The organism is Dokdonia sp. Hel_I_63, assembly GCF_007827285.1.
Lineage (GTDB): Bacteria > Bacteroidota > Bacteroidia > Flavobacteriales > Flavobacteriaceae > Dokdonia.
In genome coordinates, this window is the sequence record NZ_VISD01000001.1 from 745,454 (window position 1) to 772,379 (window position 26,926).

Below are 26,926 nucleotides of genomic sequence, written 5' to 3' on the forward strand. Positions count from 1 at the left end.
AGAAAGTTAAATCATTGAGACAAAAGTGAATAGAGAATAAGATGGCGAATTTAATACACTTTTGCGTCTCATAAATAATATAGTCTTTCCTACTGCATCACTCTATCTAAAACAATAGAGTGTGGTATTACAACCTCATACTCTCCTTCTTTTTTAACTAACACTCTTTCTTGTTTGACATAAGGACTTATAAAAAAAAGTTGTTCATTGTCACCTCTTAATGCTAAGTAAGATCCATTATCTTTTTGACACCTATTTTTCAAATAAAAAACATTTGTTTGTACTTTGAATGGACTGACGACTAAGCAGCTATCTCCTTTTGATGGACCTATATTATCAATTATTGTTTCACCTTTTTTCACATATTTAACATTTAAAATACAAGTGTCATAAAATACATTTTCATAATCTCTAACTGGACTTTGACGTCGTTTTTTATAAAAGGGAGTCGCTTCAATAATAAGAGAATCTATATTATTAGACCACAGCCATTTACCACTTAATCTTTCAAAACTTCTATTCTTATCTTTTAAATAATAATTTTTTTTTAAATTTTCGTTGTCTGTTGTTTTATGAATGTCAATGATTTTTATTTTTGAGCTACAAGAATAAAATAAGAAGATGCAAAATAATAGTTTAAGTATTTTCATTTTAGTTGTTTTAAATTTCTTCTGCAATCCCTATTACCTCATAGAAAATATAGTGCTCGGCGTTTTTTTTACAAAAAATAATGTCCTGCCTCTTAAAAATTTCCAAAATTCTAGCGTTTTTACGTATAAATTATCTTTTCAATTAAAAGATTATTATTATTTAAAACATCTTTAAAATCTTGAGTATCTCGACTGATACTATTCTTATGGATTCCCTGAATTTCAAAAAAGAAATTTCCTTGAATTTCTGGTGTCGCCCTTAAATACAACCGATCCTTTTTATTTCCAAAATCGACGGATATTTCTTTCAAATAATCAGTATTATACTCAAAATATAAAGTATCAGATATATGTGGCTCTTGAGCGCTAGTTTCTTGGAAAGAAAGAATAATTAAGAATAGTGTTATTACTTTATTCATGATATTATTAATTAGGCAATTTGTTTCTGTTGCTTAGGTTCAAAAATTTTTGCTTCGTAACTGTTATATGTAACTCTAAAATATAAATCATTTTGTATATGATTAATAGTAGTAATTCTACAAAATATATCCGCGTGAATATAGTCGTGCAATAGCTCTAACAACATCTAAACCAGAAATTGAAGCTGCTAGTTACGTGTTAACCTCAAAACTACATCACCTCATATTAACTATGTTACGGATTTCCTTTATTTGAGTAGATTTTTTTATTTCTAGAGAAATAAAAAAATCTAAGCCTTCTGTCACTGTATTCTTAGGAGCATTTCCTTAAATTTACCTTTTCCTTTAAAAACCATTCCACTATGCTAGAAGTAGCACACATTAGAGAAAACAAAGAAGCTTTCGCGAAAGCGTTATCTAAAAGAAATATAGACGCCGCAACCTTACTTGATCAAGTAGTGGCGGCAGATGATCTTCGTCGTAGTTCGCAAGCGCAACTTGATGAAGTGCTTGCAGATAGTAATAAGTTTTCCAAGGAAATAGGAATGCTTTTTAAGAGTGGAGAAGCTCAAAAAGCTAATATTCTCAAAGAGAAAACTGCAGGTTTAAAAGAGCAATCTAAAACCCTCCAAGAGCAATTAAACACTGCTTCTGAGGATTTGCAAAACTTGCTTTATCAAATCCCAAACATCCCACATGACAGTGTTCCTGAGGGTAACAGTGATGAGGATAATGAAGAAATCTTTCGCAAGGGAGATATTCCTGAGTTGCATGAAGCAGCACAGCCACACTGGGAGCTTGCAAAGAAATATGATATTATTGATTTTGAACTAGGAACTAAGATTGCTGGGGCTGGTTTTCCAGTATATAAAGGCAAAGGAGCACGATTACAACGTGCGCTTATCGCTTACTTTCTAGACAAAAATACAGAGGCTGGATATACAGAATACCAAGTGCCGCACCTTGTAAATGAGGCGTCAGGTTTTGGTACTGGCCAACTTCCAGATAAGGAAGGGCAAATGTATCACGTGACCGAAGATGATTTATATTTAATCCCTACGGCAGAGGTGCCAGTGACAAATATGTTTCGCGGTGATTTACGCAATCATAATGAGTTGCCTATAACTTGTACTGGGTACACACCATGTTTCCGTCGTGAGGCTGGTTCTTATGGAGCACACGTGCGTGGCTTAAATCGCTTGCATCAGTTTGATAAAGTTGAGATTGTACGTATAGAACGTCCAGAAGATAGTGCAGCCGCACTAGACGGGATGGTAGATCACGTAAAAACAATACTGGATGAGCTAGAGATGCCTTACAGAATTTTACGTCTTTGTGGTGGTGACCTTGGGTTTACAGCGCACCTTACGTATGATTTTGAATTATTTTCTACAGCGCAAGATCGCTGGTTAGAAATTAGTTCTGTGTCTAACTTCTTGACCTTTCAAGCAAACCGTTTAAAACTTCGTTTTAAGGATGAAGATGGACAGAACAAGCTTGCACATACACTTAATGGTAGCTCACTAGCGCTGCCACGCGTACTTGCAGGAATTCTTGAAAACTGCCAGACGCCAGAAGGAATAAAAATTCCTAAGGCACTTATCCCTTATTGCGGATTTGATATGATTAACTAATAACGCATTAACAGTGATAAGAAACGTGTCAGAGCAATTGCTATGGCACGTTTTTCGTTATCTTTAGGATATGAAGAAAAATTGGTTTTTAATACTCATCTGTGTGTTTGGGTTTTTCGCTTTCGCGAAAGCGCAAACAGAACAACTTGCTCGCAATTATGCAGATCAAGGTGAGTTTGAGAAGGCCATCATTTCTTACAAAAAAGCATTACTTAAGCAGAAGGGTAATCACGTACTCATTACCGGTCTTGTAAAAAGCTACCAGCAGTTAGAAAAATATAAAGAAGCCGAAAGTGTGCTTAACGAAAACCTTGCCGCTACTCGCGATAAAGGTTTTTATTATGTAGAGATAGGTTATAATCATCAATTACAACAGCGAGATTCTATCGCTCAGGATTATTATAATCAGGTAATTGCAGGCATAGAGAGTAATACTATGAGTGCATATCGCGCTGCTCGAGCTTTTCAAGAGCATAGCTTGCTTACAAGGGCTGTTCAAGCATACGAGATTGCGATGGCTAATAATCCGAGAGCAAACTACAATGTGCAACTAGCGAGACTCTATGGGGAGCTAGGAGAGGTAGAGAAGATGTTTAATGCCTACTTAGACTTAATTAATAAGAGTGAAAACTATCTACAAGCCGCTCAACGTAATTTTGCCCTTTATGTCAATGATGATCCGCTTAATGAGGCTAACATCATCTTTAGAAAGACCTTGTTAAAACGATTACAAACAGAACAAAATGTGCTTTATAATGAGTTGCTTAGTTGGCTTTTTATACAGCAAAAGGATTATAGAAAGGCATTTGCACAAGAAAAGGCGATTTATCGTCGTACAGAAGGAAGACATGAAGGTATCGTAAATCTAGCCGAAATAGCGATAGAAGAGAATGCTATTGAAGATGCGACAGAGATATTAGAATTTCTAAGAGATAACGTAGTTGCTGGTAGTGTTAAGCTTTATGCAGAGCAACAGTTAATACAACTAGCGGTAAAAAAAGCAGTCACGGCAGAAGATGAAGCGCTTGTTAAAACACGTTTTGAAGCCTTGCTAGATCAATATATTAAGAAGGAATACACGGTACCTTTGCAAATAGATTATGCGCATTTTCTTGCGTTTAACATGGAGCAGCCAGATGAGGCTATTGCTTATCTTAAAAAAGGGATTGAAATCCCTCGTGATAGGTTTGACCATGCTCGTCTTAAGATGGAGCTAGCAGACATTTTGGTGCTTACAGAAAAGTTTAATCAAGCGCTCATCTATTATTCTCAGATACAAAATGAAATCCAGAATAATGTGATCTCGCAGGAAGCACGATTTAAGGTGGCAAAGACTAGTTACTATAAAGCAGATTTTGACTGGGCAGAGTCGCAACTTAATGTCTTGAAGGCTGGTGCAACACAACTTATTGCAAATGATGCACTAGAGTTATTACTCGTTATTAGAAATAACTCCATGGATGATAGTTTACAAACGGCACTTAAAAAATATGCCACTGCAGATTTGCTAGCTTTCCAAAACAAGCCTGAAGAGGCTATAGCATTATATGATGATATTTTAGAGAAGCACAAGGGAGAAAAGATAGAAGACGAGGCATTGCTTTCTCAAGCTAAGCTTTATGAGCGTAAAGAAGCTTTTGCGAAAGCAGAAAAAAACTACCTCACAATTATAGAATATTATAGCGATGGCGTACTAGCAGATGATGCATATTATCGCCTAGCAAGATTATACGAAGGACCACTCAATCAACCAGAAAAGGCAAAAAATAATTACGAACGCATTATTTTTGACCTTGCAGATAGCATCTATTATGTAGAGGCACAGAAGCGCTTTAGGAACTTGAGAGGCGACGCAATTAATTAGAAAACATAGAAAATGCTTATATATAACGTTACCATAAACATAGAAGAATCTGTAGAAAAAGAATGGCTCGCCTGGATGCAACAAGTGCATATTCCAGAGGTGATTGCTACAGGTAAATTTGTAAAAGCATTAATGACTAGAGTGCGCACAGAAGAAGAAATGGGCGGAGTGACATACTCTGTTCAATATGGTTGCCCTAGCCAGCAACATCTAGATGCTTACTACGAGCAAGATGCAGATAGACTAAGACTTGCGAGTAATAAGTTTGCTGGTAAGTTTGTCGCTTTTAGAACAGAACTAGAAATAATCAGTCAGCACTAATGGCGAAGCACAGCTCAAAACGTAAGTTTGAAAAGCCACATGCTCATCGTGATACGCACGATCAAGGCATTAAGGCAAAGAAGCACTTAGGACAGCATTTCTTAGGAGATGAATCTGTTGCAAAAGATATTGCAGACACCCTTACTTATGTGGGATATAGTCATGTGCTAGAAATAGGTCCTGGTACAGGAGTACTTACAAAGTATCTTCTTGAAAAACCCACACGTCTTAGTGTGATGGATCTCGATAGAGAATCTATTGCTTATTTACAGAGTGCTTTTACACTAGAGCATAAGCTCAATGATGAGCATTTTACGGTTCTTGAAGCAGATTTTTTACGGTATGATCTCGATACGATATATCCAGGGGAGCAACTTGCAATTACTGGCAACTTCCCTTATAATATTAGTACTCAAATCGTATTTAAGACCATAGAACATAAGGAGCGCATACCAGAGTTTACGGGAATGTTTCAGAAAGAAGTGGCTGCTCGTATTTGTGCAGATCACGGTAGTAAGACTTACGGAATTATGTCTGTACTAGTACAAGCTTTTTTTGATGCAGAATACCTATTTACGGTACCTCCTACCGTATTTATACCGCCACCAAAAGTAGATAGTGGTGTTTTACGCTTAAAGCGAAAAGAAGGATATCAAGATATAGGTTGTACACAAGAGATGCTATTTAAGGTTGTAAAAATGGCTTTCCAGCAGCGCAGGAAGACCTTACGAAATAGTCTGAAAGGAATGGGGCTAAGTGATGAGTTTAGAGAGCGAGAAATCTTAACGAGGAGACCAGAACAAATATCTGTACAAGAATTTATAGCACTTACGGCAGCAATTACAGAAGATATCGCTACTTCGTAAATTCTATGAGGTAACTATTCTATCTCCGTAAGCGCTTTTCCTATATTTGCCCAACTACCAAAAATTACCTTATGCAATTTGAACTCACTAGCGATCTTATCGATCAAATACAAGCATATGTAGCTGTTCAAAATGAGACCGCACTTAAAGAGTTGCTCTCTGAGCTTCACCATGCAGATATAGCCGAAGTATTAGATGAGGTAGATGCAGATGAAGCTGCATACCTAGTTCTTTTACTAGATAGTGAGCAAACCTCAGAAGCTCTTATGGAGCTTGATGAGGATGTGCGTGAAAAGTTACTGGGCAATCTTACTCCAGCAGAAATAGCAGACGAAGTTGATGAAATGGATACTGATGATGCGGTAGACATGATTGCAGAGCTTGATGATGATGTGCAGCTTGCTGTTATTAATCAAATAGAAGATGAGGAGCACAAGGCAGACATACGAGAGATGCTGCAATATGATGAGAATAGTGCTGGTGGGTTAATGGCTAAGGAGCTCATAAGAGTAAAGGATTCTTGGACTGTAGGTGGTTGTGTAAGTGAGATGCGCCGTCAGGCAGAAGAAGTCACTAGAGTACACTCCATTTATGTAGTTACAAAAAGAGACGAACTTATAGGTCGCTTATCTCTCAAGGATTTACTTACCTCTGATACAAAAACAAAAATTGCCGAAATTTATATTCCTAAGGTTGACTCTGTAAATATTAATGACAGTGCAGAAGATGTAGCTAAGCTCATGCAGAAGTATGACCTAGAGGCGATACCGGTGGTGAATGATAAGAATATTTTAATGGGACGTATTACCATTGACGATATTGTAGATTTTATAAAAGAAGAAGCAGAAAAAGATTACCAAATGGCTGCAGGTATCTCTCAAGATGTCGAGGCAGATGATAGTATTCTTACACTCACACGAGCAAGATTGCCATGGCTGTTTTTAGGCTTAGTAGGTGGAGTAGGAGCTGCGACTATCATGGGAGGATTTGAAGATATACTAGAGAGCTATGCACTGCTCTTTTTCTACACACCACTTATTGCGGCTATGGCTGGAAATGTAGGTGTGCAATCTAGTGCGATTATTGTGCAAGGATTGGCTAATGATGACGTAAAAGGAAGTATAGGGAATCGTCTTGTAAAGGAAATGCTATTAGCAGCACTTAACGGACTACTATTAGGACTTGCTTTGTTTGCCTTTACGGCATTGTGGTATGGAGATGTGAGAGCAGCGATTGCAATCTCTGCATCACTTTTTGTAGTAATTATCATGGCAGGAATTATAGGTACGTTTATTCCATTATTTCTGCACAAACGTGGGATTGACCCAGCGATTGCAACGGGACCATTTATTACTACAAGTAATGATATTTTCGGAATATTAATTTACTTCTGGATTGCAAAAATGGTGTTAGGTATTTGAGAAAACAAACGTTTTCATATCACCTCACCGTTCCACCATCTGCTATAGATGTTCTAGGTCACGTAAATAATGTAGTATACTTAGATTGGGTGCAAATAGCTGCATCAAAACACTGGAATGCTGCCACAGCAACTTATTTCAAGGATGAAGACCCAGAGGAAGAACGTCTAGGGATTCATAAAATGGCGTGGGTCGTTATGGATCACCATATCAAATATAAAGCAGAAGCTTTTGAGGGTGATGAGATTGTGGTCACCACTTTCGTGAAAACGTTTACTGCCGCAACCTCTGTCCGTCACACAGAAATACGTCGTAAAGGAGAAGAAAAAATTCTTGTAAGCGCAGTAACAAACTGGTGCTTACTAAAAATGCCTGAAGGCAGACCTATTCGTGTGCCTAAGGAGGTGCTTGAGCTATTTTAATACATAGTTCATTATTGGTTATCTACACAGAAACAGTTTTATAAATCCTTATCTTTATCTTAAAGAAGTCGTTTTATGAAGCCCATCAACATAAAAGAAAAGTACTCCAAATTTGATAAGCAATGGCATCCACACCAGATTGCTACGGTAGATGATATGCAAGTCTTGCTTGCTAAGATTTCTGGTTCCTTTGTATGGCATAGTCATAAGGATGAAGACGAGTTGTTTTATGTGCAAAAAGGAGTGTTAGAAATGCGCTTTCGCAAAAGCGGAAATCCAGAAAATGTGTGGTCTGAAATTGTAAATCAAGGCGAAATCATTGTCGTACCTAAAGGCGTAGAACATTGCCCAACTACAAAAGACGGAGAGGAAGTACACCTATTGCTTTTTGAGAAATCAACTACTGCGCATACAGGTGAAGTGAGTCATGAAAAAACACAAACTAGCTATCCTAAAATTTAAAATAATGAATAATAGAAAGATAATAGGTATTGTTATTATGGCAATTGCGGGAGCATTTATGTTTGCTTTTGATGATGTGTCTGGAGGTATAGGTTTTGTGTCTGGAATAATGATGGCAATAGGACTAGGTCTTTTTTTAGGCTGGATTCCTGTAAGAAAAAAATAAAAAACCCTTAATGAAGATATTACACTTAGATAATAATCACCCACTTCTTATAGAGCAGCTCACGGCTGCGGGTCATGAGAATGTGGAGAATTACACAATAACAAAAAAGGAGACAGAGGCTATCATTGCTCCATATGATGGGATTGTGATAAGAAGCCGTTTTAATATTAATAAGGAGTTTATTGATGCAGCGCCTAATCTCAAATTTATCGCTCGTGTAGGTGCTGGACTAGAAAGTATTGATATTCCTTATGCAGAGAGCAAGGGGATTTATCTCATTAGTGCGCCAGAGGGTAATCGAAATGCCGTAGGAGAGCAAGCGCTAGGAATGTTATTGAGTCTTTTCAATAACTTAAACCGCGCAGATGCAGAAGTAAAAGCTGGTAACTGGAACCGAGAAGCAAACAGAGGTGTTGAGCTAGAAGGCAAGACGGTTGGAATCATAGGTTACGGTAACATGGGAAAGGCTTTTGCAAAGAAACTGCAGGGTTTTGATTGTGAGGTGCTCTGTTATGATATTAAAGAAAATGTGGGAGACGAGCGTGCACGCCAAGTATCATTAAAAGAATTTCAAGAGCAAGTAGATGTTGTGAGTTTGCACACGCCTTGGACTCCGCAAACAGATAAAATGGTTAATGCGGCATTTATAAGTGCATTTGTAAAACCATTTTATCTCATAAATACCGCTAGGGGGAAATCTGTAGTCACTGCAGATCTCGTAAAAGCTTTAAAAAGTAAAAAAATACTTGGTGCAGGACTTGATGTGCTAGAATATGAAAAGCTTTCTTTTGAAAATTTATTTATGACAGACGGAAGTTCAAATTTGCCAGCACCATTGGAATATCTTATTAAGCAAGACAATGTACTACTTACTCCGCACATTGCTGGATGGACAGTAGAAAGTAAAATCAAGTTATCTCAAACGATTGTAGATAAGATATTGAAACGATTTTCTTAGATTCAATCTATTAATTATACATATAATACTATGAGTTTAGTAATAAAGAAGTTTGGAATGATTGCCTTTTTCATAGGCTTGCTTGGTTTTTCACTAGCTCTATATTTAGGTAAGAGTCTCGATTATGGAACACAAGAGCTCGTAGGATGGGGAGTTATGGGTATGACAGCGGCTATGGTATATTTTGGTGTTGCTTATCAGCGCGATACGGTGTATGCTGGAAAAATATCTTTCGGGAAAGCCTTAAAAACAGGAATTATTATTGCGGCTCTAGGAGGGTTAGGTGTAGCGCTGGCAGATATTGTCTATACCTTATTTGTAAATCCATCCTTTTTTATAGAGTATAATGATTATGCCATGGAACTTGCTGTGGAGTCAAATAATCCAGTTGCTATCTCTCAGCTTGAGGCTCAAAGGGAAATGTATAGTCAATATAGCGGTACGGAGATGTCATTTATTGCGGGGCTTATGATGTTTGTAATGACGTTTATATTAGGTTTTATTGTAAGTCTTATTGCAGCATTTATACTCAAGAAAGAGTAAGTCACTTAAATATATAGCGTTATGAAAAGAGTTACTGGAATAGGAGGAATGTTCTTTAAAAGTGAAGATCCAGATGCACAAAAGGAGTGGTATAAAAACCACTTAGGGATTCCCACAGATCAATATGGCTGGACATTTTGGTGGCGAGATGAGAACGGAAAGAAATGCTCCACTCAATGGAGTCCCATGGACGATGATACGACCTATTTTTCTCCTAGTAAGAAGCAGTTCATGTTTAACTTTAGGGTTGATGATTTAATTGCGTTATTGGCTGTCCTCAAAGAAGAAGGTGTAACAATTGTAGGTAAGGTAGAAGAATATAGCTATGGGAAATTTGGCTGGATACTTGACCCAGAAGGAAACAAAATCGAATTGTGGGAACCTATTGATAGTGAGTTTTTAAAGGAAGAATAGCGTAGAAGTATCTCAATCTTTTTTGTAGTTTTAGAGCTAATTAACCAACAACCAACAACCAACCAGATGAGTTTAGAAGATGAAAAAATCCCAGGTGATAAGCCAGGTAATGATGCAAAGAACATGGCAGACGACGCAAAAAAAGCTGCAAGTAATTTTGCAAACGAAGCAAAAGATACTGCCAATGAATTTGGCAATAGTGCAAAAGAAGAATGGAATAAGGTGAACACTGGAGTAAGCAACAAAGTATTAATTGGTATAATGGGAATTATATTCGGATATTTAGGAATCCATAAATTTATGTTGGGTTATACTAAAGAAGGTCTTATTCAGCTTGGAGCAACTATTGTAACATGTGGTGCTGCGGGAATTGTGGGCTTTATAGAGGGTATTATATATCTAACGAAATCTGACGAAGATTTTCATACTACATATGTAGTAAATAAGAAATCTTGGTTCTAGAATTATTAATAAAGCTCAGCTAGTCTGGGCTTTTTTGTTAAATATTGTATCGTAATATAGCGATATTACAATTTATATATATCTTTAGAGTATAAACAACGCAATATTATGGGAGTTACAAAAAGGCATATACATTCTATGAGGGCAAATCAGATTGCAGATCTGGCAAAGATTCTCTCTAATCCCGCACGTGTGGCTATCATAGAATACATAGGTGATTGCGATGGTTGCCTATGTCAAGATATCTCAGAGAAAATAAGACTATCGCAGCCCACCACCTCTCAACACCTACAAGTAATTAAAAGAGCAGGAGTTTTAAAAAGCCAGTTTAAGGGTAAAGCGCAGTATTATAGTATAGATGCTCGCAAATGGGAGCAATTGCAAGGACTGTTTTACGATTTCTTTGAGCATACTAAATCAAAAATGTCTGAGAAGTAATGAGTACATCCCTATTAAAAAAAGCATACGATAGCTCACTCTTTAAAGAAGAAGGAACAGATCTAGTAAATCAGATATCTCAATACCTGTCTGACACTACCTCGGGAAAATCAGAGAAAGTCATCACGTGGACAACACCAGAAGATGAGTATCAATTTTGGAAAGAGTATATTTCATCTAATCACACAACCTCAGACTTTTTTAAGACTGTTATCGCGAGGTCAATACACACGCACCACCCTAAATATATAGGTCATCAGGTGGCACCTACCGTGCCTGTATCTGCTTTAGCCACACTATTGAGCGCGCAACTTAATAATGGGATGGCAGTATATGAGATGGGAGCAGCATCTACTGCACTGGAGCGATTGATTATCGAGCAGTTTGCAAAAGTTATTGGCTTTGATAATGGTGACGGTTTTCTAACTTCTGGAGGAACGCTCGCAAACCTTACAGCCTTACTTGCTGCTCGCAGAGTGATGGCAGAAGGTGATGTTTGGAATGAAGGGCACAGCAGTAAACTTGCCATTATGGTTTCTGAGGAAGCTCACTATTGCGTAGATAGAGCAGCTAGAATTATGGGCCTTGGGAGTGAAGGCATTATAAAAGTGCCTGCAGATGACACTTACAAGACGCGCACAGAACTGTTAGATACTTACTATGATTCGGCTGTAGCAAAAGGTTATGAGGTGATTGCTATTGTCGGGAGTGCTCCTAGCACAAGTACTGGGGTTTACGATGATCTAGAAGCGATTCACGCTTTCGCGAAAGCAAAAAAAATATGGTTCCACATAGACGCAGCCCATGGTGGAGCAGCTATTTTTTCACCAAAGTATAAACATCTCTTAAATGGAGCAGATAAAGCCGATTCTATCATTATAGACGGTCACAAAATGATGGGCACAAGTGCGCTGGCAACTGCAGTGGTCTTCAAAGAAAGTACGGCGAGCTATGCCACTTTTGAGCAAAAAGCACAATATCTCTGGGAAAAGAACGAAGATGCAGACTGGTTTAACCTAGCCAAAAGGACTTTTGAGTGTACAAAAAGCATGATGAGTTTGCGTTTTTATGCTATTATAAATGCATATGGACTTCAGTTTTTTGATGATTTTGTTACTACGCTTTATGATGCGGGAAGGGATTTTGGTGCGCTGGTAGAGCAGCAAGAAGATTTTGAGGTGGCGCTAGCTCCTGTCTCAAATATTGTATGTTTTAGATACAAAGCGAGTGCTGGTGATATCAATCGTATCAATCAGAACATACGAAAAGCACTACTAGAAGATGGAGAGTTTTATATTGTGGGAACCTCTTTACGTGGAGAATTCTATTTAAGAACCACATTTATGAACCCTTTTACGACAACAAAACACACAGAGCGCTTGCTTGACGTTATTAGAGAAATTGCCATTAGAATTTCTTAAAAATTCTATTTAAGCGGCAATTTAATTATTTTAATAATGGCTCTGCTGCGTTAATTATTTCTAGTATGATAAATTTAAAAATGAATAAGGGTTAGCTATTCTATGCAAATTAAAATTAAATTATCTATTTTAGTTAACTAAAGTGGATAATAGTTCTGTTAATCAGAATGTTATGGCAAACCTATAGATGAAAATTTTTACTCCCCCTGCTTCGTTGTTTCCATCATTTGATGAGAACGCATCTTTGTTATTACAAGAAGCGGCATCTATTGGTATGTGGGAGTTTAATGTGGGAGAAGAAAAGGTGTACTGGAGTGCAGGTACAAAAGAAATACACGGGGTTTCTAGTGACTTCCAGCCCAACCTTACTCAGGCTATAAAATTTTATAAAGAGGGTTATCACCGAGAAAAAATACAGCGAGATTTTGAAGATGCTATGTCTAACTCAAAAAAATTTGATGGGCATTATTTAATTATGACTGCTACTGGTAAAGAAAAATGGGTCCGATCTGTCGGGGTTCCTGTTCTTGAAAAGGGAAAATGCGTTAAATTATATGGTGTTTTTCAAGATATTGATTTTCAAAAAAAGGCGCAGTTAGAGCTCAAGCAAAAAGAGCAAAAATTTAGGAAAACTTTTACTAACGCTCCTAATGGAGTTGCGTTGGTTTCTTTAGCAGGAAATTGGATACAAGTTAACCCTCAGGTTTCTAAGATTTTTGGGTATACGGTAGATGAATTTAATACGTTAAAGCTTCATGATTTGAATTATCCAGGAGATGTTCCTATTAATGAAATTCTCACAGACCAACTACTGTCTGGAGACATAGAAAATTATCAAGCGGAGAGGCGCTTTGTACATAAAACAGGTAAAACTATATGGGCATTGCTTTCAGTTTCATTAGTGAAATCTGAGATGTCGGATCCAGATTATTACATATGCCAGATTACAGATATAACATCTCTTAAAAATGCAAAGCATAGAATTGAAGATCTTTTAAGTAAAACAGAAGGACAAAATGAAAAATTATTAAATTTTAAACACATTGTCTCTCATAATCTACGATCACATACGAGTAACTTAGATATGTTGTTGACTTTTTTAAAACAGGATATTCCTAAAATAGAAGAATCTTCGGTGTTTCAAATGCTAGAGAATGCATTTGGAAATCTTGAAGAGACTATTGAAAATTTGAGCGAAGTATCATCTTTTGAAAACGTCACTTCTGAAGATTTTGTTGAGATTAATATTGTTCAAATTATAGATAAAACACTTGCAAGTCTTAATACATTATTTCACGAGGTGGGGGGCACCGTAAAAGTAGAAATTCCTGCAGAGCTTAGAGTAATGGGTATTCCAGAATACTTAAGAAGTATTTTCTTAAATATTTTATCTAATACTATTACGTATAGACGCGAGGATACGTGTTTAAAGGTAGTAATAAGTACTTCCCAAAATGATGATTATACGATTATCCACTTTACAGATAACGGTCTTGGAATAGATTTAGATCTACATGGAGGTAAAATTTTTGGTCTTTATAAGACTTTTCATAGAAATGAAAATTCAAGAGGTCTAGGCTTATATATTGTAAAAAACCAGATTGAAGCATTAGGAGGGTGTGTAAAAGTAGAAAGTACAGTAGGTAAGGGATCTACATTTAAAATTTATTTAAAGCGATGAAGCAAATAGATATAGCCTGCATAATAGATGATGACCCAATCTTTGTTTTTGGTGCACAACGATTAATGAAAATGAGTAACTTCTGTAAAGGGTTTTTAATTTTTCATGATGGAGAACAAGCGCTCAATCACCTTGCTCCGGTATTGAGAGGTACTGTAGAGTCTGCAATTCCAGATGTAATACTGTTAGACATAAATATGCCTATTCTTGATGGATGGCAATTTTTAGACGGTATTATTACAATAGAGGTGATTAAGAAAATTACCATCTTTATTGTAACAAGTTCCATAGACCCTAGAGATAAGGAAAAAGCCAAGTCCTATAGCAACGTAAAAAACTTCATTGTTAAGCCCATTACTCAAGATAAGCTCGACGATTTGATGTCGCAGATGGAAGGTTGATTTAGTGCGCTTTCGCGAAAGCGTAATTCCTATTAAAATAAGCTAAGAGCTGGATAAAATTGGTTTAAGTACAAATCAGGTCGTAAAAATGTAAGTTTTTAAGAGTTTAAACGTCAGATCGTTGATATGAAAGAAAAACCTGATTTCTCAAATCTAAAAGCGCTGTATATAAATTGCACGCTCAAAAAAACACCTCACATGAGCCATACTAAAGCACTCATGGATGTCTCTATGGATATTATGCGAGCTGAAGGTGTTACTGTAGAATATTTAAGATTTGTAAATCATGATGTTGCCTATGGCGTATATCATGACATGACAGAACATGGAGAAGAGACAGATGAATGGCCAGAAATTTTTAAAAAAATAGAAGAGGCAGATATCCTTGTGATAGGAACTCCAATCTGGTTAGGTGAGAAGTCATCTGTAGCAACAAAGCTTATAGAGCGGTTATACGGGGAGAGTGGTAATCGCAATGAGAAAGGTCAGTACTATTTTTACGGCAAAGTAGGAGGTTGTATTATCACGGGTAATGAAGATGGTATTAAGCACGTAGCCATGAGTACGCTTTACTCTTTGCAACATATAGGTTATAGCATCCCTCCACAAGCAGATTGCGGATGGATAGGCGAGGCTGGTCCTGGCGCTAGTTATAACGATGAAGAAAGTGGAGCAAAAAATAACGACTTTACAAATCGTAATACGACCTTCATGACATACAACCTATTGCATCTTGCAAGTATGCTTAAAGCACAAGGTGGATATCCAGCTTATGGAAATTCACGAGGTGACTGGGATGATGGTACTCGCTGGAATTTTGAAAATCCAGAATACAGATAGTATAAGATTTATATAGAGAGGGGAGTAAAATTTTTTTATTCCTCTTCTGTATTACGTTGATTATATTTTTTTTCAAGCTCTTCTTGAAACTCTTCCATAACAGGTTTTACGGTGCTCTCTGGTAGATCTGCTATGCGTATATACATAAGACCATCTATTGCATTATTAAATAGGGGATCTACATTAAATGCAATAACTTTTGCATTTTGCTTAATGTATTTTTTAATGAGAACAGGGAGTCGTAGTGATCCTGGTTCAATTTCTTCAATGAGTTTATCAAACTTATTTAGATCTGCTTTACTTTCGTCAAAAACAAACTCCTTATCGGCATCTTTGAGCTTTACTTTCCATTCCTTTTTAGGACGTATATATTGTGCGATATAAGGGTCGTAATAATGGGATTTCATAAATTCAACCATCATCGACTTTGAGAAGTTTGAAAATTGATTCGAAATACTTACCCCACCTATAAGATATTTATGCTCTGGAAAGCGCAATGTAGTATGTACAATACCTTTCCATAAAAGAAAAAGCGGCATAGGTTTCTGTTGATATTCTTTGATGATAAAGGCACGACCCATTTCAATACTCTCACTCATCATCTTGTGCAGCTCTGGCTCAAAACGGAAAAGATCTTGGAGATAAAACCCATCTATACCGTGCTCCTTATAAATCTTTGATCCTAGCCCCATTCTATAAGCTCCTGCAAGTGCATTTGCTTCATTATCCCATAAAAACATATGGTAATAATATCTGTCAAATTTGTCTAGATCTATAGCCTCATTTGTTCCTTCTCCTATGGCTCTAAACGTGATTTCTCTAAGTCGCCCTATCTCTCTTAAAATGCTAGGTATCTCTTGAGCAGGAGCTAGATATACTTCATAGTTTTTACTAGTGAGGAGGCGACGGTCATTTTCGCGCAAGCGTAAAATTTCGTCTTCTATAAGGTCGCTACTCATTTCTGTAACAATCTTCTTCGGCTCCTTTGGCGGTTTTAATTTTTGAGGAATGTCTTTTAAAATATTCTTTTTCTCAAAGGAATTTGCCAGCATGTACGTTTTCTTGCGTAAAAACTCTGTAAAATCTGCTAGTGACTCGTGTTCCTCTTGAGCGGTTACCTTTATAGGATTTCCTATACGTACCTTTATTACTCGGTTTTTTTGAGTAAGGAGTTCGCTAGGAAGTTTAGCTGTTCTAAGTGTATCGCTCAAGCTTGATAGTTGATAAAACAGTCTGCTATTTTTAGCATGAAAATAAATGGGTACAATAGGCACTTCTGCTTTCTTGACCAGCTTCATAGCAGCTTCTTCCCAAGGTTTATCTATAATGAGTTTGTCATCCTTATACGTAGAGACTTCTCCAGCAGGGAAGATACCAAGGGGATGACCGTCTCTAAGGTGAGATATAGCACTTTTAAAACCAGCGATACTGGACTTTACATCCTTTTTATTTTCAAATGGATTTACTGGCATTACGTATGGCTTGAGCGGCTCTATACGATGCAGTAAAAAGTTTGCTATAATTTTAAAATCTGGACGTTGTTCGAGCATTAACTTGAGCAGTAATATGCCATCTATTCCTCCTAGAGGATGATTTGATATGGTTACGTAAGCGCCGTCCTTAGGTAGTCTTTTTAAATCTTCTTCTGGTATTTCAAACTTGATATTAAACTCATCAAGCAATGCATTAAGGAACTCAAGATCTCCTAAATGTTTATTACGGTCGTAAACTTTATTGAGAGAAGAGATTTTAAGAATCTTCATTAATGACCACCCAGCAAAGGTGCCTATAAAGCCGAATTTATCGACGTTTATAGCTCGTGCAACTTCTTTAGCGGTGACTAGACCCATTATTGTTGTGGTTATTTTAAGTAGGCAAATATAACAAATAGGGTTTGCTATAGTTACATTTTGTTAACCTAGAGAAAACATACTTCTAGTTTTGTGTTACAAGTTGCACTGTGTTTTGAGTGACTTGCTTAAGAAGCACTGTTTTATCCTCTTGAAATTTATCAAGAGCTTCTTGTACAAAATGCCTTATTGTATAAAGAGAAACCCCTGCAGTAACACTTACTTTAAATTTTCCTTTAAGCTGATTTGTAAGTTTTTCTAAGCCATTAAATTTGTTGTCTACACATACAGAAAAGCTTATCGCAGAGTTCTGTATAAGGTCAACTTTAAGCTTGTAAGTAGAAAGTAACTGGAAAACCTCTGCAATATTATCTTCTACCATAAAAGAGAAATCTAGAGCAGATAGTGATATGAGCACTTGGTTTTTCTTGACTATATAACACGGCACCATAGGTGCTAGCGTAGACACACTACTTACCATGGTGCCACTAGCTGTAGGGTTGAGAAAGGATTTTACATAAAGCGGTATTTCTTTACGTTGCAACGGTTGTAAGGTTTTAGGATGAATAACAGAAGCTCCATAAAATGCAAGCTCAATGGCTTCTTCGTATGGGATTTCATGTAATAAAACGGTGTTGTTAAAAACTCGAGGATCACCATTTAAAACACCAGGAACATCCTTCCAGATAGTCAGATTTTCTGCATCGAGGCAGTATGCAAATATGCCACCCGTATAATCAGATCCTTCTCTGCCTAATGTGGTTGTAAAGTTATTACTGTCTGATGCTATAAATCCTTGAGTAATAGTAAGTGCTTTTGGGTCTACATACTCTTTTATCGCTGCTTGCGTTGCCTTCCAGTTTACGCGTCCATCGCGATAACTACTATCTGTTTTTATAAGACGTCTCGCATCTAGCCAGGTATTTGTAAGTCCTTGCTTGTTGAGGTATGCACTTATGATAGTAGTAGATATAAGCTCGCCGTAGCACACAATTTGATCATAAACAAAATCATATTTTGGCGATTTGTTCCAGGCAAGAAAACCTTTGAGCTCTGCAAAAAGTTCTTTTATCTTTTCAAAAACTTCATTGCCTTTTTCAAAAAGATTATTAGTAATCTCTTTGTGATAAGCGACCGTGTGTTCTATATGTTCTGGAAGACTGCTTTTATCACCAAAGTAAGCTGTAACAATTGCTTCCATAGCATTAGTCATTTTTCCCATTGCAGAGACTACAACAAGTTTTTCTCCAGCTCCGATAGTTTGTAGTACCGTTGCTACATTCTTTACGCCATCTGCATCTTTTACAGATGCTCCGCCAAATTTAAATACCTGCATATTGGTAACCTTACTTTTCTAAGTGAGTCGCTCGTTTTAAATGAGCGCTTATTGATAAACAAATGGTGATTTGTGGTTGTATCGGATTTTGTTACGCTTTCGCGAAAGCTAATACATCACAACAGAGCCAAAAATTATTAAGCATTAATTTTTTTAATGTAATCCTGAAGACGTTGCTCATCCATTTGTACAAGATGCCAATCTTTTAAAAACTTTGCGTTACTTTTTTTATAGAATTCAATGGCGCTAGTATTCCAGTCTAGTACAACCCATTCTACACGTTTAACACCACTCGCAGCCCCAAATATCATGATTTGATCATACAACTTTTGTCCTACTCCTTTGCCACGTAAAGATTCCTTTACCACCAGATCTTCTAGGTGTAATGATTTTCCATCCCAAGTAGAAAAGCGGAAATAACATAAAGCCATGCCTACAACCTCTGCTTCTGTTTTTGCAACGAAGCAAGTAAAAAGAGGGTGATCACCAAAACCGTTTTCTAAGAGTGTTTTTTCTGTAATCTTTACCGCATCAGGCTCTTTTTCATAAACTGCTAGTTCGTTTATGAGGCCCAACACAGCGGGCATATCTTGCGGTGTTGCTCTTTGAATGTTAATCTTCATATTCAGGGTTGTTTTTTATAAGCGACGCTAAGGTAAATAATTACATTAACTATTCTTAAACGAAAACGTTGTAGCAAGTTAAGATTAAAGCTACTTTTGCATTAAATCAAAAAACACGTATCGTGTCAAGAAAAAACCAAACATTAGGAGAGTTTATCATTGAAAATCAAGCTGAGTTCCAGTATTCTTCTGGAGAACTTTCTCGATTAATTAACTCTATTCGCCTTGCGGCCAAAGTAGTAAACCACGAAGTGAACAAGGCTGGCCTTGTAGATATAGTGGGTGCCGCTGGGGAGACAAACATCCAAGGTGAAGATCAGCAAAAGCTGGATGTGATGGCAAATGATACCTTTATACGTACACTCACCAACCGCAATATTCTTTGTGGAATTGCGAGTGAGGAAAATGATGATTTTATTTCAATACATGGTCAAAACGAGGATAATAACAATAAGTATGTACTACTTATGGATCCTTTAGATGGCTCTTCTAATATTGATGTGAATGTTTCTGTAGGGACAATTTTTTCAATTTACAGACGTGTGACTCCAGCTGGAACTCCTGTGACTATAGAGGACTTTTTACAAAAAGGTAGAGAGCAAGTAGCTGCGGGATATATTATTTATGGGACTTCTACAATGATTGTATATACTACAGGTCATGGTGTAAATGGATTTACTCTTAATCCAGCCATTGGAACCTTTTATCTTTCCCATCCTAATATGCAGTTTCCAGAAACAGGAAATATCTATTCTGTAAATGAAGGTAATTATGTGCACTTCCCAGACGGAGTAAAAAAATATATAAAATACTGTCAAGAAGAGAAAGATGACCGTCCGTATACTTCCCGATACATAGGGTCATTAGTTTCTGATATTCATAGAAACATGATTAAAGGTGGAATATACATGTATCCAAAAAGCTCGAAAGCAGCCAATGGTAAACTACGTTTGCTGTATGAATGTAATCCTATGGCTTTTATAGCTGAGCAGGCAGGAGGAAAAGCAAGTGACGGTTTTGGAGCTATTTTAGACTTACAACCTACAGAATTACATGAGCGTGTGCCCTTCTTTTGTGGTAGTAAATTAATGGTCGAAAAAGCCGAAAGTTTTATGAAGGAGTCTTAATTGATGAGTTAAGAAAGATTAAAACTCATAAGGCGCGGTATTTTTTTTATATTTGATTAAACAAATATCAAGGCTACTACCATTATGGCTAAAAAAGACCCTACACAGAACGAGCAACTACCTGATGTTGCAAATTCTAAAATTGAGGCTATCAAAAACCTCATTTTTGGTGAAAATATTCAAGAATATAATCACGAATTTGATACGCTTAAGGCAGATATCACGCAAAAACGTGAAGAAATGCTTTCTTATGTAGACGACGCTCGTAAAGAGATTATGACTGCCATTGATAATCTGAGTACAGATGTAAATATTCGTATCTCGGATCTTGAACAGGCACTTGATGATAAAACTCAAGATCTTGATAATAGAAAGGTGAGCCGTGATAGCTTAGGTGATATGCTCATACGTTTAGGTGAGAATATAAAGGCTTAGATCAATCTCTGAAAATTTTTAATGACAACTGATGAACGTCTTGAAATTTTAAAAGAGCTTTTACTCACAGATGAGAAAAAGCCTGAGAATGATATATACAGAAAACTTAAAGACTTAGAAGAGAGGCAGCAACATTTATCAGATAGAGTTGGCCCTATTCTAGATGAGCGTTTGCTAAGCTTTGTTGAAGAAATGCCCAAAACTCTAGGGCCCACCATCACCCAAACTTTAAAATCTGAAATTAAAAATTCTCAGGATGCTGTGGTAGAAGCATTATACCCTATTATGGGTAAAATGATAAAAAAATATATCCAAGCAGAAATAAAAAAACTCAATGATTCTATAAGTGAGAAAATAGACAATGCTTTTTCGTTTAGAAATATATTTAAATCTAAGGGAAAAGAAAGGCCATCCGCAGCGGCACTACTTAAAGAAGAATATAAAGCGTATATTGAACAAATACTTGTAATAGAAAAAGGTTCTGGATTGCTTAAAGCAAGCTATTCAAAAACCAAAACGATGGACAAGGATATGATGGCGGGTATGCTTACGGCGATAAAAAGCTTTGCAGAAGACGCTTTTGAGAGAGGGGAGATGGAATTAGAGAGGATAGATTATCAACTCTACACTATTCATTTACAAAACTTCTCAGAATATTATATTGCCGTAATTTTAAGCGGTATTTATGATGATGAATACAAAAATAAACTTGATGATGTGTTACTTGACTTTGCTCAGTTTGTGATAAACAAAGATGATTTAAGTGACAATCAGAAATTTACCAAAAAATTAAAAGAGTATTTTACAGATGAGCGTATCTAAAAAAATAGTATTACTAGGACATTTTGGTGTTGGTAAGTCTTCACTGCTTCGCAGGTTTGTTGAGAATAATTTCTCAGACAACTATGTAGTTACTATTGGTGTGCATATAATGAAGAAAGAAGTAAACATAAATTCTGATAAGGTAACACTTATTATATGGGATGTTGAAGGAACAGATGATTTTACAAAATACAGGCCATCTTATTTAATGGGAGCTTCTAGCTTTATTTATGTATTTGATGCCTCAAGAGCAGTAACATATAGTGATTTGAAATATAACTTAAGTCACCTAAAAGATAAGTATCCCCAAGTGCCTGTGCACATTATCGGAAATAAAGTAGACTTAGTCGACAAGGATGAAATCATGGCAGCTCTTAAGGCGCAAGATGTTCAACATAGCTATCTTTCCAGTGCAAAGACCGGAGAAAATGTTGAACAGCTGTTTAATGATGTAGCAGCGCAATTGCTTGAAAATGCTTGATAACCTCAGACAGGATTTTTTTAATAAAACCACACAACTACTTATTGTTAATAGAGGACTTAAGGTAGAAGACTCAGATCAAAACCTATTCTCAATTACTAAAGGCTCTGATATTACAGAGTTCCATCCTTTTTTCTACTCACTCATGACCGTCTTTGAGGAGACAAAAAAAGAACATACTTTCTTTTGTGTTCAAGTAGAAGTGCTGGGCAGACTTTATTTCTTAGATATAAAAACCATCTTAAGAGATGACGATATATTAGTCGTAATTTTAAATGATCTTACAGATCACTATAAAACGGTACACCAGATTAAACAAGTGCGTAACGAGTCTATCATAGGTTTTAATATTACTCAAGAGCTTAATCAAGAGCTAGAAATACAGCGTAGCTTCAAGAATAAATTTCTTGCAAACGTAAGTCATGAAATACGTACTCCTCTCAATAGTATCGTAGGTTTTCTTTCTGTTTTAGAAAATACTGATATTACAAGAGAGCAGTTAGACATACTCAATATTGTAAAAGACTCATCTAAGAATCTAGTGACTATTCTAGATGATTTGATGGATATATCTAAGATTGAAGCAGGCAAACTAGAAATTAAGAAGAGACGATTTGATTTCAAAGAATTTATAGAAGTTTTAGGTAAAACCTATCAACTCAGAGCAGATGAGAAGAGACTTTCTTTTGAGTTTGAGATGGGCTCAAAGATTCCACGTTTCTTAGTGGGCGATCATCTTAGAATCAATCAAATCCTTGTAAACTTATTAGAGAATGCATTAAAATATACGCATCAAGGAAATATAAAATTCTGTGTAAAAACAGATTCTCAAAATGCCAGAAGAATTCCTGTAACTTTTGAAGTGACAGATACTGGAATAGGAATACTAAAGGAGAAGATAGACAGTATTTTTGACAGCTTTACACAGCTAGAAAAAAGAGGCCTCTTTGGAGGATCTGGATTAGGACTTAGTATCGTAAAACAACTGACGCAATTGTTAGAGAGTGATCTCGAGGTAAGTAGTGTGGAAGGGGAAGGATCTACATTTAGTTTTACGGTATATATGGGAGTTTCTCATAATCAGAAACGAGAGAAGAAAGAAAAGGCTAAGAAGACAAAGAATAATAAAGCTGCTGGTAAAAAGCCACGTATTTTATTAGGAGAAGATGTCGAGGTGAATCAGTTGTTGATGCTTCGTCTATTTGTAGACCATGGTGCTTATAGTATAGATATTGCAAAAGATGGTGAGCGTGTTCTAGAATTTTTAGACAGAAACACTTATGATTTAGTGATACTTGATCTTACGATGCCTATAATGGATGGGCTTGATACTGCAGTGCAGATACGAAGTCATTCTAATAGTAAAATAAGTAAACTGCCCATTATAGCGCTTACTGCTAGAACAGCTCAAGAAGAGCAAGATGCAGCAAAGGAGGCAGGTATGAATGCTTACTTAACAAAGCCTATAGATGCAGAGCTTCTTTTTGAAACAATAGAGAGACTCTTAACACGGTATAAAAGGAAAAGTAAAGAGGTGGCTTCTCTAGATGAAGAGGAAGAATAAAAATTCTATAAAATCAAAAAGGGGGAAGATCTCATAAAGATCTTCCCCCTTTTTGATTTATGATAAAAGCTACAATCTAGCGGCTCATATTTTTGATTTCATCTTGAAATGTATCAAGATCAGTACCTTCTCTTACAAGAGTAAGTGCTTTATGTGCAACATAAGGTGCATTACTTGTAGCAAAACCTAAACCTATAGAAAGTCTTATTAAAAGAGGCTCTTCTTCCTCAAAATCATGATCAATGTGAATCATACGAGTAAGATCGTATAAACGCTCTAATCTTCTATCATAAGTAGTAGGAGGGTTAATAGGGTGAGACATATAATCTCCTAAAATAATTTCATAATCCTCTGCAGATATAGAAAGATTACGAGCAAGCCTGTCTAAAAAAGCTTTTTCTTTATCTGAAATTACACCATCATCCATTGCCACTCTCACAATAGATGCAAAGTGATCTTCATTTCTCTTGCGGAACCCGCTATCATATAAATCTGAAAAAGACATATTTTTTAATTTAAAGTAAGCTTCAAAGATAGCCATTTAATCAAGATTTTTAATTTGTACATTTGATAAAAACCCCCTAATTTTTTTAGATGGATTCATTCGTATTTTATTTTAAAGAAGGCCTTTTCCACGTACTAGATTGGAACGCTTATGATCATATACTTTTTTTAATAGTTCTCACTGTTCCATACTTATTTTCTAATTGGAAAAAATTATTGACACTGGTAACAATCTTCACATTAGGGCATACACTTTCGCTCGCGCTCTCGGCGTATGGTGTGGTTAGAGTTAACTCATCACTAGTAGAGTTGTTAATACCTATTACCATATTAATAACGGCTTTATATAATATATTTACGGCTGGTAAAAAGAATCGTAATCAGAAGATTGGAATTCACCTTTTTGCAGCATTATTTTTTGGTTTAATACATGGGCTAGGTTTTTCTACGTATTTTAAAATGATGACATCAAGTTCAGAAAGTAAGTTGCTACCATTAATAGAATACACCTTAGGTATTGAAGCTGCGCAATTAATTATTGTATTTGTTGTACTTGTTATAAGTTTTATAGGCCAAGCAATCTTTAGATTCTCACTAAGGGATTGGGTGATGGTTATTTCATCTGTAGTAATTGGTGTCGCTATTCCTGTGTTTAAAACGGCACTATCTAGTATAAATTTTTAATTATTGTTTTACATGCTTTTAGAAGTGTGTAAATAAGTTATATATTATATTTTTTTACGCTTTCGCGAAAGCGTAACAACAGATATCACAACTATTAATGGCTTCAAAACAACATAAATATGACATCGCTTACTTGAGAATGGCTCGGGAATGGGGAAAACTGTCATACTGCAACCGTAAGCAAGTGGGAGCAATTATTGTAAAAGATAAGATGATCATTTCTGACGGTTATAATGGAACACCAACTGGTTTTGAAAACGTTTGTGAAGATGACGAAAATAATACGAAGTGGTATGTATTACACGCTGAGGCAAACGCAATTTTAAAGGTTGCCAGTTCCACACAATCTTGTCATGGGGCTACTCTATATATCACATTAAGTCCTTGCAAGGATTGTAGTAAATTAGTACATCAGGCAGGTATTAAGCGTGTGGTTTATCATAATGCATATAAAGATCTCACGGGTGTAAAATTTTTAGAAAAAGCAGGCGTTGAGATAGTACATCTTCAAGACATCGATTCATAAATGAAAATACAACGCAAATATATTCCTCTACTTTTTGGTTTAGGCATTGCTCTAGGCATCATGCTCGGGAGTTTATTAGATTTTGGATATAAGGATACCGCGTTGTTTACATCAAATGCAAAAAAGGATAAACTTAATAAGCTCATAGATTATATAGATTATGAATATGTAGATGTTATAAACACTGATAGCATAGTAGATGTAACCGTAAATGGTATCTTGGATAATCTTGATCCACATTCTACTTATATTCCACCAGATGAATATAGCGCTATGGAGGAGAATATGAAAGGTGATTTTGTGGGGATTGGAGTAAGCTTTTATCCATATAACGACTCGCTGGCAGTAATACAGGCTATTAAAGGTGGCCCTAGTTATCGTGCTGGGATTAAAGGTGGAGACCGTATTGTCTATGCCGATGGCATCAATTTATCCACTAAAGAAATTACAGATGACTCTCTATCTAGTATTTTAAAGGGTAAAGCAAGAACACCTATTGAAATTAAGATAAAAAGACCTGGAGTTAAAAAACTTATGTCTTTTAATTTTGAGCGTGATCACGTGCCTATTTTTAGTGTTGTAGGAAGTTATATGCTTACTGATAATCTTGGGTATATTAAAATTAATCGTTTTGCAGAGTCTACTCACGAAGAGTTCAGAAAGGCGCTTTTAGACCTTAAAGGTAAGGGTGCGTCAAAAATAGCGTTAGATTTAAGAGATAATCCAGGAGGATATATCTCTAGCGCAGAGGGAGTGGTAAATGAATTTTTAGAAGAGGATAAACTCATACTGTTTACAAAGAATAAAACAGGAAAGATATCTAATAGCTATACTGATGATGGCGGTGTTTTTGAAGACGGAGAAGTCTTTATCCTTATAAATGAAAACTCTGCAAGTGCTAGTGAGATTGTCGCGGGAGCATTGCAAGACAATGATAAAGGAGTAATAGTGGGACGTAGATCTTTTGGTAAAGGGCTTGTGCAGAGAGAAATGGATTTAGGAGACGGGAGTGCAGTGAGATTGACAATCGCCCGTTATTATACACCTACGGGTCGCTCCATACAAAAGCCTTATGAATTAGGAGATAAAGATTATTTTGAAGATTATCTCAATAGATATGAAAACGGCGAGTTACGCAGTGTCGATAGCATTAAAGTTGCAGATTCTCTCAAATTTAGAACTCCTAAGGGTAAAATTGTTTATGGAGGAGGAGGTATCATACCAGATATTTTTGTCCCTAAAAATACAGACTATGAAGTAGAACATCTCAATTATGTATTGCGTTCTGGATATATGCGCTTGTTTATTTTTGAGCAATTAGAGAAAGATAGAACTTATTATAATAGCCTCAGTATGGAACAATTTCAAGAAGAGGTTATCATATCAGATCAGGTAGTAGAAGATTTTATATCTTTCGCACAGTTTAGGCAGATTAATTTGAAAGCAAGTAAATATAGAGACTTGTACAAGAAATATCTCAAAGCTACTATGGCTAGACAGCTTTTTGATAATAATGCATTTGAGATGATGGTAAATAAAGAAGATGCCGTAATTCAAAAAGTGATAGAACTTACTCGTGAAAAAGGATAAC

The 26,926-nt window shown here is 36.3% G+C and carries 31 protein-coding genes; 25 read left to right on the forward strand and 6 right to left on the reverse strand.

From position 1 onward, the window contains the following. Positions 1-89 precede the first annotated feature (89 nt). Positions 90-650, reverse strand: a complete 561-nt coding sequence (locus JM84_RS03335; protein ID WP_144782770.1) for a hypothetical protein — start codon at positions 648-650, stop codon at positions 90-92. Between the two features lie 119 nt (positions 651-769). After that, the gene (locus JM84_RS03340; protein WP_144782772.1) at positions 770-1,069 is read right to left on the reverse strand and encodes a hypothetical protein; all 300 of its coding nucleotides are present in this window, start codon (positions 1,067-1,069) and stop codon (positions 770-772) included. Positions 1,070-1,431: 362 nt separating this feature from the next. Here JM84_RS03340 and serS point away from each other — a divergent pair, with 362 nt between their 5' ends. The 17 genes from serS (at position 1,432) to JM84_RS03420 (ending at position 15,383) form a co-directional block, all read left to right on the forward strand. Continuing rightward, a complete protein-coding gene (gene serS / locus JM84_RS03345) occupies positions 1,432-2,703 on the forward strand; it encodes a serine--tRNA ligase (RefSeq protein ID WP_013750482.1) in 1,272 nt (423 codons plus the stop codon). Between the two features lie 70 nt (positions 2,704-2,773). After that, the gene (locus tag JM84_RS03350; protein WP_144782774.1) at positions 2,774-4,567 is read left to right on the forward strand and encodes a tetratricopeptide repeat protein; all 1,794 of its coding nucleotides are present in this window, start codon (positions 2,774-2,776) and stop codon (positions 4,565-4,567) included. Between the two features lie 12 nt (positions 4,568-4,579). After that, the gene (locus tag JM84_RS03355; protein WP_013750480.1) at positions 4,580-4,888 is read left to right on the forward strand and encodes a DUF4286 family protein; all 309 of its coding nucleotides are present in this window, start codon (positions 4,580-4,582) and stop codon (positions 4,886-4,888) included. Beyond that, a complete protein-coding gene (gene rsmA / locus JM84_RS03360; RefSeq protein ID WP_144782776.1) occupies positions 4,888-5,754 on the forward strand; it encodes a 16S rRNA (adenine(1518)-N(6)/adenine(1519)-N(6))-dimethyltransferase RsmA in 867 nt (288 codons plus the stop codon). The genes JM84_RS03355 and rsmA overlap by 1 nt, the downstream gene beginning before the upstream one ends. A 71-nt stretch (positions 5,755-5,825) precedes the next feature. Then, the gene (mgtE, locus tag JM84_RS03365; protein ID WP_108877627.1) at positions 5,826-7,175 is read left to right on the forward strand and encodes a magnesium transporter; all 1,350 of its coding nucleotides are present in this window, start codon (positions 5,826-5,828) and stop codon (positions 7,173-7,175) included. Next, the gene (locus tag JM84_RS03370; protein ID WP_144782778.1) at positions 7,172-7,597 is read left to right on the forward strand and encodes an acyl-CoA thioesterase; all 426 of its coding nucleotides are present in this window, start codon (positions 7,172-7,174) and stop codon (positions 7,595-7,597) included. The genes mgtE and JM84_RS03370 overlap by 4 nt, the downstream gene beginning before the upstream one ends. A 75-nt stretch (positions 7,598-7,672) precedes the next feature. After that, positions 7,673-8,059: a cupin domain-containing protein gene (locus JM84_RS03375; RefSeq protein WP_144782780.1), complete on the forward strand. Its 387-nt coding sequence runs from the start codon at positions 7,673-7,675 to the stop codon at positions 8,057-8,059. 4 nt (positions 8,060-8,063) lie between these two features. Then, complete coding sequence (locus tag JM84_RS15350) at positions 8,064-8,225, forward strand: hypothetical protein (protein WP_186439098.1); 162 nt, start codon at positions 8,064-8,066, stop codon at positions 8,223-8,225. 10 nt (positions 8,226-8,235) lie between these two features. Beyond that, positions 8,236-9,183: a 2-hydroxyacid dehydrogenase gene (locus JM84_RS03380; protein WP_144782782.1), complete on the forward strand. Its 948-nt coding sequence runs from the start codon at positions 8,236-8,238 to the stop codon at positions 9,181-9,183. Positions 9,184-9,213: 30 nt separating this feature from the next. Next, positions 9,214-9,726, forward strand: coding sequence for a DUF4199 domain-containing protein (locus JM84_RS03385; RefSeq protein ID WP_013750473.1), 513 nt, complete (start codon positions 9,214-9,216; stop codon positions 9,724-9,726). A 21-nt stretch (positions 9,727-9,747) separates the two neighbouring features. Continuing rightward, on the forward strand, positions 9,748-10,140 hold the full coding sequence (locus tag JM84_RS03390) for a VOC family protein (RefSeq protein ID WP_144782784.1): 393 nt from the start codon (positions 9,748-9,750) through the stop codon (positions 10,138-10,140). 66 nt (positions 10,141-10,206) lie between these two features. Next, positions 10,207-10,602, forward strand: coding sequence for a TM2 domain-containing protein (locus tag JM84_RS03395; protein WP_013750471.1), 396 nt, complete (start codon positions 10,207-10,209; stop codon positions 10,600-10,602). A gap of 108 nt (positions 10,603-10,710) precedes the next feature. Next, positions 10,711-11,040: an ArsR/SmtB family transcription factor gene (locus tag JM84_RS03400; protein WP_013750470.1), complete on the forward strand. Its 330-nt coding sequence runs from the start codon at positions 10,711-10,713 to the stop codon at positions 11,038-11,040. Then, positions 11,040-12,461 (forward strand): pyridoxal phosphate-dependent decarboxylase family protein, encoded by a 1,422-nt coding sequence (locus tag JM84_RS03405; RefSeq protein WP_144782786.1) that lies wholly within the window; start codon positions 11,040-11,042, stop codon positions 12,459-12,461. The genes JM84_RS03400 and JM84_RS03405 overlap by 1 nt, the downstream gene beginning before the upstream one ends. A 187-nt stretch (positions 12,462-12,648) precedes the next feature. Continuing rightward, positions 12,649-14,142 (forward strand): PAS domain-containing sensor histidine kinase, encoded by a 1,494-nt coding sequence (locus JM84_RS03410; RefSeq protein ID WP_144782789.1) that lies wholly within the window; start codon positions 12,649-12,651, stop codon positions 14,140-14,142. After that, positions 14,139-14,543, forward strand: a complete 405-nt coding sequence (locus tag JM84_RS03415) for a response regulator (RefSeq protein WP_144782791.1) — start codon at positions 14,139-14,141, stop codon at positions 14,541-14,543. Before JM84_RS03410 ends, JM84_RS03415 begins: the two co-directional genes overlap by 4 nt. Positions 14,544-14,669: 126 nt before the next feature. Next, positions 14,670-15,383 carry a flavodoxin family protein gene (locus JM84_RS03420; RefSeq protein WP_144782793.1) on the forward strand — a complete coding sequence of 238 codons (714 nt, stop codon included), beginning with the start codon at positions 14,670-14,672 and terminating at the stop codon, positions 15,381-15,383. A 35-nt stretch (positions 15,384-15,418) separates the two neighbouring features. On the opposite strand, the gene JM84_RS03425 is transcribed toward JM84_RS03420, so the two are convergent. From JM84_RS03425 to JM84_RS03435, 3 genes are all read right to left on the reverse strand, one after another. After that, entirely contained in the window at positions 15,419-17,233 is a 1,815-nt protein-coding gene (locus JM84_RS03425; RefSeq protein WP_144782795.1) for a GNAT family N-acyltransferase, read from the reverse strand. An 85-nt stretch (positions 17,234-17,318) separates the two neighbouring features. Beyond that, positions 17,319-18,569 (reverse strand): aspartate kinase, encoded by a 1,251-nt coding sequence (locus JM84_RS03430; protein WP_144782797.1) that lies wholly within the window; start codon positions 18,567-18,569, stop codon positions 17,319-17,321. A 137-nt stretch (positions 18,570-18,706) separates the two neighbouring features. Further along, positions 18,707-19,192, reverse strand: coding sequence for a GNAT family N-acetyltransferase (locus JM84_RS03435; protein ID WP_144782799.1), 486 nt, complete (start codon positions 19,190-19,192; stop codon positions 18,707-18,709). A 122-nt stretch (positions 19,193-19,314) separates the two neighbouring features. On the opposite strand from JM84_RS03435, the gene fbp reads away from it, so the two are divergent. From fbp to JM84_RS03460, 5 genes are all read left to right on the forward strand, one after another. Beyond that, on the forward strand, positions 19,315-20,319 hold the full coding sequence (gene fbp, locus JM84_RS03440; protein ID WP_144782801.1) for a class 1 fructose-bisphosphatase: 1,005 nt from the start codon (positions 19,315-19,317) through the stop codon (positions 20,317-20,319). Between the two features lie 84 nt (positions 20,320-20,403). Next, positions 20,404-20,754 (forward strand): hypothetical protein, encoded by a 351-nt coding sequence (locus JM84_RS03445; RefSeq protein WP_013750461.1) that lies wholly within the window; start codon positions 20,404-20,406, stop codon positions 20,752-20,754. Positions 20,755-20,775: 21 nt separating this feature from the next. After that, positions 20,776-21,576 (forward strand): cell envelope biogenesis protein OmpA, encoded by an 801-nt coding sequence (locus JM84_RS03450; RefSeq protein WP_144782803.1) that lies wholly within the window; start codon positions 20,776-20,778, stop codon positions 21,574-21,576. Next, positions 21,563-22,057, forward strand: coding sequence for a Rab family GTPase (locus JM84_RS03455; RefSeq protein ID WP_013750459.1), 495 nt, complete (start codon positions 21,563-21,565; stop codon positions 22,055-22,057). The genes JM84_RS03450 and JM84_RS03455 overlap by 14 nt, the downstream gene beginning before the upstream one ends. Next, positions 22,050-23,621: an ATP-binding protein gene (locus JM84_RS03460; protein ID WP_144782805.1), complete on the forward strand. Its 1,572-nt coding sequence runs from the start codon at positions 22,050-22,052 to the stop codon at positions 23,619-23,621. Before JM84_RS03455 ends, JM84_RS03460 begins: the two co-directional genes overlap by 8 nt. 76 nt (positions 23,622-23,697) lie before the next feature. Here the strand turns inward: JM84_RS03460 and JM84_RS03465 are convergent, their stop codons facing one another. Then, positions 23,698-24,126, reverse strand: coding sequence for a fructose 1,6-bisphosphatase (locus JM84_RS03465; RefSeq protein WP_041295807.1), 429 nt, complete (start codon positions 24,124-24,126; stop codon positions 23,698-23,700). Positions 24,127-24,215: 89 nt separating this feature from the next. Here JM84_RS03465 and JM84_RS03470 point away from each other — a divergent pair, with 89 nt between their 5' ends. The 3 genes from JM84_RS03470 (at position 24,216) to JM84_RS03480 (ending at position 26,925) form a co-directional block, all read left to right on the forward strand. Continuing rightward, positions 24,216-24,809: a HupE/UreJ family protein gene (locus JM84_RS03470; RefSeq protein WP_013750456.1), complete on the forward strand. Its 594-nt coding sequence runs from the start codon at positions 24,216-24,218 to the stop codon at positions 24,807-24,809. A 97-nt stretch (positions 24,810-24,906) separates the two neighbouring features. After that, positions 24,907-25,335: a deoxycytidylate deaminase gene (locus JM84_RS03475; protein WP_013750455.1), complete on the forward strand. Its 429-nt coding sequence runs from the start codon at positions 24,907-24,909 to the stop codon at positions 25,333-25,335. Further along, complete coding sequence (locus tag JM84_RS03480; protein WP_013750454.1) at positions 25,336-26,925, forward strand: S41 family peptidase; 1,590 nt, start codon at positions 25,336-25,338, stop codon at positions 26,923-26,925. It begins immediately after the preceding gene. Position 26,926: the final 1 nt, after the last annotated feature.

What these genes read in the sequence shown, in the direction of transcription:
- JM84_RS03430 (WP_144782797.1), bottom strand. Translation starts at nt 18,569, where the DNA reads ATGCAGGTATTTAAATTTGGCGGAGCATCTGTAAAAGATGCAGATGGC.
- JM84_RS03380 (WP_144782782.1), top strand. Translation starts at nt 8,236, where the DNA reads ATGAAGATATTACACTTAGATAATAATCACCCACTTCTTATAGAGCAG.
- JM84_RS03350 (WP_144782774.1), top strand. Translation starts at nt 2,774, where the DNA reads ATGAAGAAAAATTGGTTTTTAATACTCATCTGTGTGTTTGGGTTTTTC.
- JM84_RS03465 (WP_041295807.1), bottom strand. Translation starts at nt 24,126, where the DNA reads ATGTCTTTTTCAGATTTATATGATAGCGGGTTCCGCAAGAGAAATGAA.
- JM84_RS03455 (WP_013750459.1), top strand. Translation starts at nt 21,563, where the DNA reads ATGAGCGTATCTAAAAAAATAGTATTACTAGGACATTTTGGTGTTGGT.
- JM84_RS03355 (WP_013750480.1), top strand. Translation starts at nt 4,580, where the DNA reads ATGCTTATATATAACGTTACCATAAACATAGAAGAATCTGTAGAAAAA.
- JM84_RS03390 (WP_144782784.1), top strand. Translation starts at nt 9,748, where the DNA reads ATGAAAAGAGTTACTGGAATAGGAGGAATGTTCTTTAAAAGTGAAGAT.
- JM84_RS03400 (WP_013750470.1), top strand. Translation starts at nt 10,711, where the DNA reads ATGGGAGTTACAAAAAGGCATATACATTCTATGAGGGCAAATCAGATT.
- JM84_RS03445 (WP_013750461.1), top strand. Translation starts at nt 20,404, where the DNA reads ATGGCTAAAAAAGACCCTACACAGAACGAGCAACTACCTGATGTTGCA.
- JM84_RS03435 (WP_144782799.1), bottom strand. Translation starts at nt 19,192, where the DNA reads ATGAAGATTAACATTCAAAGAGCAACACCGCAAGATATGCCCGCTGTG.
- JM84_RS03425 (WP_144782795.1), bottom strand. Translation starts at nt 17,233, where the DNA reads ATGGGTCTAGTCACCGCTAAAGAAGTTGCACGAGCTATAAACGTCGAT.
- JM84_RS03395 (WP_013750471.1), top strand. Translation starts at nt 10,207, where the DNA reads ATGAGTTTAGAAGATGAAAAAATCCCAGGTGATAAGCCAGGTAATGAT.
- JM84_RS03410 (WP_144782789.1), top strand. Translation starts at nt 12,649, where the DNA reads ATGAAAATTTTTACTCCCCCTGCTTCGTTGTTTCCATCATTTGATGAG.
- JM84_RS03470 (WP_013750456.1), top strand. Translation starts at nt 24,216, where the DNA reads ATGGATTCATTCGTATTTTATTTTAAAGAAGGCCTTTTCCACGTACTA.
- JM84_RS03405 (WP_144782786.1), top strand. Translation starts at nt 11,040, where the DNA reads ATGAGTACATCCCTATTAAAAAAAGCATACGATAGCTCACTCTTTAAA.
- rsmA (WP_144782776.1), top strand. Translation starts at nt 4,888, where the DNA reads ATGGCGAAGCACAGCTCAAAACGTAAGTTTGAAAAGCCACATGCTCAT.
- JM84_RS03385 (WP_013750473.1), top strand. Translation starts at nt 9,214, where the DNA reads ATGAGTTTAGTAATAAAGAAGTTTGGAATGATTGCCTTTTTCATAGGC.
- JM84_RS03415 (WP_144782791.1), top strand. Translation starts at nt 14,139, where the DNA reads ATGAAGCAAATAGATATAGCCTGCATAATAGATGATGACCCAATCTTT.
- JM84_RS03475 (WP_013750455.1), top strand. Translation starts at nt 24,907, where the DNA reads ATGGCTTCAAAACAACATAAATATGACATCGCTTACTTGAGAATGGCT.
- JM84_RS03450 (WP_144782803.1), top strand. Translation starts at nt 20,776, where the DNA reads ATGACAACTGATGAACGTCTTGAAATTTTAAAAGAGCTTTTACTCACA.
- JM84_RS03480 (WP_013750454.1), top strand. Translation starts at nt 25,336, where the DNA reads ATGAAAATACAACGCAAATATATTCCTCTACTTTTTGGTTTAGGCATT.
- JM84_RS03335 (WP_144782770.1), bottom strand. Translation starts at nt 650, where the DNA reads ATGAAAATACTTAAACTATTATTTTGCATCTTCTTATTTTATTCTTGT.
- JM84_RS03460 (WP_144782805.1), top strand. Translation starts at nt 22,050, where the DNA reads ATGCTTGATAACCTCAGACAGGATTTTTTTAATAAAACCACACAACTA.
- JM84_RS03420 (WP_144782793.1), top strand. Translation starts at nt 14,670, where the DNA reads ATGAAAGAAAAACCTGATTTCTCAAATCTAAAAGCGCTGTATATAAAT.
- JM84_RS03375 (WP_144782780.1), top strand. Translation starts at nt 7,673, where the DNA reads ATGAAGCCCATCAACATAAAAGAAAAGTACTCCAAATTTGATAAGCAA.
- JM84_RS15350 (WP_186439098.1), top strand. Translation starts at nt 8,064, where the DNA reads ATGAATAATAGAAAGATAATAGGTATTGTTATTATGGCAATTGCGGGA.
- mgtE (WP_108877627.1), top strand. Translation starts at nt 5,826, where the DNA reads ATGCAATTTGAACTCACTAGCGATCTTATCGATCAAATACAAGCATAT.
- serS (WP_013750482.1), top strand. Translation starts at nt 1,432, where the DNA reads ATGCTAGAAGTAGCACACATTAGAGAAAACAAAGAAGCTTTCGCGAAA.
- JM84_RS03340 (WP_144782772.1), bottom strand. Translation starts at nt 1,069, where the DNA reads ATGAATAAAGTAATAACACTATTCTTAATTATTCTTTCTTTCCAAGAA.